6 protein-coding genes are annotated in these 6235 nt (G+C 43.7%); 1 reads left to right on the top strand and 5 read right to left on the bottom strand.

The features are described 5' to 3' along the window. Positions 1–173: 173 nt before the first annotated feature. Positions 174–1748, bottom strand: a complete 1575-nt coding sequence (locus BGL89_RS04975) for an SUMF1/EgtB/PvdO family nonheme iron enzyme (protein WP_286824731.1) — start codon at positions 1746–1748, stop codon at positions 174–176. Positions 1749–2132: 384 nt separating this feature from the next. Here BGL89_RS04975 and hemC point away from each other — a divergent pair, with 384 nt between their 5' ends. Then, complete coding sequence (gene hemC / locus BGL89_RS04980) at positions 2133–3092, top strand: hydroxymethylbilane synthase (protein WP_002778319.1); 960 nt, start codon at positions 2133–2135, stop codon at positions 3090–3092. Positions 3093–3320: 228 nt separating this feature from the next. On the opposite strand, the gene BGL89_RS04985 is transcribed toward hemC, so the two are convergent. The 4 genes from BGL89_RS04985 to thiS form a co-directional block, all read right to left on the bottom strand. Then, complete coding sequence (locus tag BGL89_RS04985; RefSeq protein ID WP_286824732.1) at positions 3321–3632, bottom strand: 2Fe-2S iron-sulfur cluster-binding protein; 312 nt, start codon at positions 3630–3632, stop codon at positions 3321–3323. Between the two features lie 312 nt (positions 3633–3944). Beyond that, complete coding sequence (locus BGL89_RS04990; RefSeq protein ID WP_286824733.1) at positions 3945–4715, bottom strand: peroxiredoxin-like family protein; 771 nt, start codon at positions 4713–4715, stop codon at positions 3945–3947. Beyond that, positions 4712–5848 carry an anhydro-N-acetylmuramic acid kinase gene (locus BGL89_RS04995; protein ID WP_425185033.1) on the bottom strand — a complete coding sequence of 379 codons (1137 nt, stop codon included), beginning with the start codon at positions 5846–5848 and terminating at the stop codon, positions 4712–4714. Before BGL89_RS04995 ends, BGL89_RS04990 begins: the two co-directional genes overlap by 4 nt. A 33-nt stretch (positions 5849–5881) precedes the next feature. Next, positions 5882–6091, bottom strand: a complete 210-nt coding sequence (thiS, locus tag BGL89_RS05000; protein ID WP_002751314.1) for a sulfur carrier protein ThiS — start codon at positions 6089–6091, stop codon at positions 5882–5884. Positions 6092–6235: the final 144 nt, after the last annotated feature.

A 6235-nucleotide genomic window follows, 5' to 3' on the forward strand; every position in this document is an offset into this window, starting at 1 on the left:
CAGGTGCGGAACCCCGCAAGGGAAAGAAGCAGAAACCTAAATCGTGAGGTTTGGGAATCACCGTCCGTTTACGGCGGTGAGGATGTCAAGAATTGTCCTACCGAAAATATCAAAAAAAAATCGCCCCGCCGCTAGGCGGGAGACAAAGGGCAAAAAGGCAAAAGAGCAAAGGGTTAAAGTCCTGGGGAGACACACGCAACCCGAAAACCGACGTTGAAGTCGCTGCGGCCGACGGGGTAGAGCCTGCAGCGGTTGGCAGAACGACGGTTAACAGGGTTATAGTACCAAGAACCGCCGCGCAGACATTTTTGAGACTGAGAACGATTATCATTATCAAGCCACGCCGTGCCATCATCCGGCGCTCCAGCATAGCTATCATGCCAATCGTCTTCGCACCACTCCCAAACATTGCCACTCATGTCATACAATCCCCAACCATTGGGCTTTTTCTGTCCTACGGGATGAGTTTTGTTATTAGAATTTTCTCTACCCCAAGCGTAATCTCCTAACTGATTATCATTATCACCAAAATAATAGCGAGTGGTTGTCCCCGCACGACAAGCATATTCCCATTCCGCTTCTGTGGGTAGGCGATAGGTTTTCCCTGTTATTCGACTCAATTTCTGACAAAAAGCTTTAGCATCGTTCCAACTAACCTGTTCTACTGGATTTTGGGGATTATTTTTAAAGTGAGAGGGATTGGTTCCCATTACTGCTTGATATTGTGCTTGAGTAATGGGATATTTGCCAATGGCAAAACTGTTTACTTTAACTTGGTGTGGAGGCTTTTCAGAATCGCTTTCAGAAGAACCCATGAGAAATTTACCTGCTGGTAAGCTTACCATCTCTAGTCTTATCCCATCGGCTAGGTTTTCGGTAAATGGAGTAGGTGAAGCAATTGGGGGTATTGGTGACACAGGCATCCTGACTGCTGCTTGTGCTTGTTGAACAGGTTGTAAAGCATTTAAAACCTGTTGTGCCGTCCATCTTTGTTTTCTATCTTTTTGCAAACACCCTTCAATAATTGGTTTAAACTCTTTCGGTAAACTAGGGATTTGTAGCTCACAATTCATCACCTTTGCCATTAATTGGTTAATATCATTATTAAACTTATAGGGAAGTTGCTTAGTCGTCATTTCGATTAACATAATACCCAATGACCACAGATCCCAAGCCGATGAAATATCACCTTTAAAGGCTTCGGGAGGCATATAAATAATTGTCCCGCTATTATGTACTGTTTGAGTGTGGCTTTTGTTATTTAAAGTTCTAATTAAGCCAAAATCTGCTAACTTGTATTGTTGATTAACCCTCAGGATATTACCCGGTTTTAAATCTCGATGGACTTTATTTTGTCCATGAAGATAATTTAAGCCTTGGGCGACTTGAGCAGTAATATTTTTAATCTCCCCCGATGACAAACCGCCTTTTTGAATGTGATTTTCTAGGCTACCCTGTGCCAATTCCATCACTAAATAAAGCATCTCCGTATTGAGAAAACGAAATTCCCCCACGGAATAAGCTTTAATTAAATTAGAATGTTCTAATTTTCTGGCATTTTGTAACTCAATTAATTTATCATCGCTACTTTCGGGAATAACTTTAATCGCCACTTCTTGAACCGATGTATTTCTGACTATTTCACTGGCATGAAATACACCTCCAAAACCCCCCGCACCGATAAACTTATTAAGACGATAAGAGTTTATTTGTTGTCCTTCTAACATCTTCATCATTTGGTCTAGCATGATAATAACTCCTGAATTAGTCAATTTTTCCGTTAAAATATTGTCCTTGTTTAGACTCTGTTTTAACCTTGGTTTTTCTATTTTAACTTGAGCTTTTAGCTTTGCTGTGCCATGGGGAATAATGGTTTTACTCTGCTTAATTCAACCTATAGCCGCAAAAACTTTGACCTCATCATCCTATTCTAGTAAACGGATTGCGAGAGATTAAACAAACCTATGACTATTTCCCTAAAACTCCATCACCCCATCCCCCACTCCCCCAAAAATATTAAGAGATGTAACTATTTACCCCCAACCCAGAAAGTGATTACTCAACAGGGGTGAGATCAGGATAGTCTAGATCGAGCAGTCAGATAGATGTTTAGTTAAATTCCTACTTCAGATATGTCCGTTTCTAGTCCTCCTCGTTCCCTGCGTATCGGTTCCCGTAAAAGTCAGTTAGCCCTAGTACAAACCTACTGGGTACAGGCAGAATTGAGTAAACACCACCCCCATCGACAGTTTGAGGTGGAGACGATGAGTACCCAAGGCGATAAAATTCTCGATGTGGCCTTGGCGAAAATCGGTGATAAGGGTTTATTTACCAAAGAATTAGAAGTGGGAATGTTGGATAGATCGATCGATCTTGCCGTCCATTCTCTCAAGGATCTGCCCACTAATTTACCCGAAGGCTTAATCTTGGGTTGCGTCACCGAAAGAGTTAATCCGGCCGATGCTTTGGTGGTAAATAGCAAAAATCAAGACTATCAATTAGATAATTTACCAGAAGGTTCAGTAATTGGGACTTCTTCTCTGCGTCGATTGGCCCAGTTGCGTCACCATTATCCCCATCTGACTTTTAAAGATGTGCGCGGCAATGTCAACACCCGTCTGGCCAAACTGGACGCGGGAGAATACGATGGGATTATTCTGGCAGTAGCGGGGTTAGAAAGGTTAGGATTAGGCGATCGAGTTCATCAGGTTATCCCGGCGGAAATTTCTCTCCATGCGGTGGGACAGGGGGCTTTAGGGATAGAATGCCGCGATGCTGATCCGGAGGTCTTGGAAGTCCTAAAAGTGTTGGAACACGCCCCTAGCCGCGATAAATGCTATGCTGAACGCGCTTTTTTACGGGAGTTGGAGGGGGGCTGTCAAGTTCCCATCGGAGTGAATACGGCGATCGAGGATGGTATCCTAACTTTAACGGGTATGGTGGCTAGTCTCGACGGTAAGCGCTTGATTAAGGACTCGGTTAGCGGTGATCCTAGCCATGGGGAAGCTTTAGGACGAGATTTAGCCCATAAACTGCGCGATGCTGGTGCTGGAGAGATTTTAGCGGAGATTTTCGCTGAAGTGGGACGATAATCAGCGATCGGTTATCAGTTATCAGATTTGAGTTTTAAGTGAGCGGTATTAGAAGGTTCAATACAAATATGGTCAGATATAGTCAAGCAATGTAATATGAGGACATGAAACTATCAGACTATCACTGTCGAGTCAAGAGCCAAAAATACAAATAGAGCGAGAACTGTCGCTCTTGCAGTTCCCGCTCTATTATTGTTGGACTGTCTAACTCCCAAATATTGACCTAAATTAGTACAAAGCTTCTTCTTGGTGGGTGACGATCACACAGTCAGAAGTAGGATAGGCGACACAGGTGAGGACATAACCCGCTTCAATTTGATCGTCATCTAAGAAAGATTGATCGGATTGATCAACGCTACCGGATTCGATTTTACCAGCGCAAGCAGAGCAAGCACCAGCACGGCAAGAAAAAGGTAAATCTAATTTTTTTTCTTCTGCTGCCTCGAGAATATATTCATCATCGGGAACATCAATTGTATGGTCGCCATCGGGTGTTTTCAGGGTGACTTTATAAGTGGTTGTCTTTGTTTTCTTTGCCATAGGTTGTTGCTCAATCTCAAAATGCCTTCTCTCGCCGTTTAGACTGAACGGGTCGAATTAGTTTCCTTTTTGATACTACGGGAAAATTTACCATGCTCAACTTAGCATTAGTAATGACAGCCTTAAATAAACTTAAAATAATATTTACTTATCTCTTAGATAAATAACCCCCGCTAGTTGTGGATGAATCGTCAAATAATTTCATCAATCTTTAGGTAATAAGTAGTTGGATAACATTAAAGTTTTTTAGCTATCAGCTAGAAAAGCTAAAAGTCAAGAGTTGGGAGTGGGCGAGATGGAGAAGAAAAAAGCTTAATCCTGCAAAAAAGCGAGAGGATAACTCATATTCTCAGCAAAACCCAAGATACCTCGATCTCGATGCTCATAGAGTAAATTTTCTTGATTATCAAATAAAAAAGTCCCTCCCCGTTGGGTGAGATAACTACTATCAGGAACATAGGTTGGCCAATTGCCCAAAACTTGACCCATATTACGGAGTCTCAGGGTGGCTAATTCAAAAGGTCGCTGAAAACCTTGACCCCCAGCAAGATTGAATAGGGAACCCCGGAAAGGTGGTAAAGGCCGCGCTTGAATTGTTTCCTCCTCGGCAATTAATTGGGGGGCTTTGCGATCGCCAAGATAACCCCGCAGCACTTCGGCCAGAGTCCCCGGACTACCCACACCCGCACACATGAAAATCAGATTTAACCAAGCATTTTGCCCGGGGGAAAATCTGGGTAATTTTAACGATAAACCGCGATACAGTCCCAATAAATTATGTAATTCGGCTTTGGGGTCAACAAAAAGCCAATCTTGCCGAAATTTCGTATATTCAGCGAATTTTAAACCTGAATTGCGATCGCCGATACCGATGGCCCGAATGGTTATCCCGGCATTTTGCCAAAGGGCTGCCTCTTTTTCTAACCACCAAGCGTATTCGAGACTGTCAAAATCTCCCAATTGCGGCCAAACAAGAATTAAAAGACGTTTATACCCAGTACAATCGCTTAAAATTGGCACTATTTGCCCATCGCTGACCCTTTGGCGTTGAATTGTTGAAAATATTTCATAGCTGCTGCTCATAGGTAAATTTCTCCTAATAAAACCGCTGCTTTTGCCCCCGTGACTTTCGGTAAATTACCGGGGAAATTGTGCCAGCGCCAATAGGCCAAGAGGGCAAAAGCGATCGCTTCTTTAAAATCGCTATTTAATCCTAACTGATCGGTGGTCAAAAGCTTGACATTTGACCCCAAATGTGCTAGGAGTCGTTGGCGCAGGTAGGCATTGCGAGCGCCACCACCGCAGAGCAGCACTTCCGCGGGCATTTCTGGCAAAAAGGTTTGATAGCTGTGGGCGATCGAAATGGCGGTTAAATCGGTTAAACTAGCCAACCAGTCGGCATCACTGAGGGAATAAGCTTGGGCATCCTGGCGCAATTGGGCTAGATAGGCGGGGCTAAATAACTCTCTGCCAGTGGATTTAGGAGGATATTGTTGAAAATAAGGCTCCTGTAGCCATTTATGAACTAATTCGGAGCAGGGTTGACCCTGAGCCGACCATTGACCGTTATGGTCGTAGGTTTGTTGGCCTTGGCTCAAAAATTGTACGGCCAAATCGATGAGGACATTACCGGGGCCAGTATCCCAACCGAAAATTTTTTGCTGCCAATTTTCCCTTTGTCGGGGGGGTAGATAGGTTAAATTGCCAATACCACCGATATTTTGGACGCAGCGGGTTTTAGTGGGGTGAGAGAGCAGATAAGCGTCAATTTTCGGCACTAGGGGCGCACCGTGACCAGCTTGGGCGATATCGGCAGCGCGAAAATTACTAATGGTGGGAATACGGGTAATTTTTGCGATCGCTGCTCCCCGTCCTAATTGTACTGTGTAACCGAGGCGATCGTTTTCGGGGGGTCGATGAAAAACGGTTTGACCGTGACTGCCGATTAATTGGGCTTTTGGGGCTTCTTTTTGGATATTTAAAGCGGCATGGGCGAATTCTGCGGCGATATCATCATCTAAGCTGGCTAAAGCTTCAATAGATAGCTTTTCTCCCCCACAGACTTGCAAAATTGTCTCTCGTAATCGGGGGGAATAGGGATAGGTTTCTCCAGCTAATAACTGCACCTGTGGAGATTCCACAGTACCGCTAATCTCCACTAAAGCGGTATCGATACCATCCACCGATGTGCCACTCATTAAACCGATAACTAACAAGTTTTTTCCCTCAAGTGTCGATTGTTGATTATTTTATCCCCCCCCGACAATAGTAACAATTTCTAATTTATCCCCCTCCTTGATTTCGGTGTTTTCCCAATACTGACGATGGAGGATTTCCCCGTTATATTCCACGGCAACTAACCGAGGATTCATGCCCAAATTTTCTAGCATTTGCGGTAGTTTAGTTGCGGGTAAACAGGTTTGAGTTTTGCCGTTGATTTGCAAGGTTATTTCTGACATGGATTTGGATATGAACGAATCAAGTTAATCGGAGGAGACAGTATTCTCCGAGACAGCAGCAATTCTCATTTCAAAAAGTAACAATTTATACAGACAGAAACAGAGATTTAACAGGTGGCAAAATTGCGATCGCCAATCAGTGTT

The sequence above is a fragment of the Microcystis sp. LSC13-02 genome (genome assembly GCA_002282935.1).
GTDB lineage: Bacteria > Cyanobacteriota > Cyanobacteriia > Cyanobacteriales > Microcystaceae > Microcystis.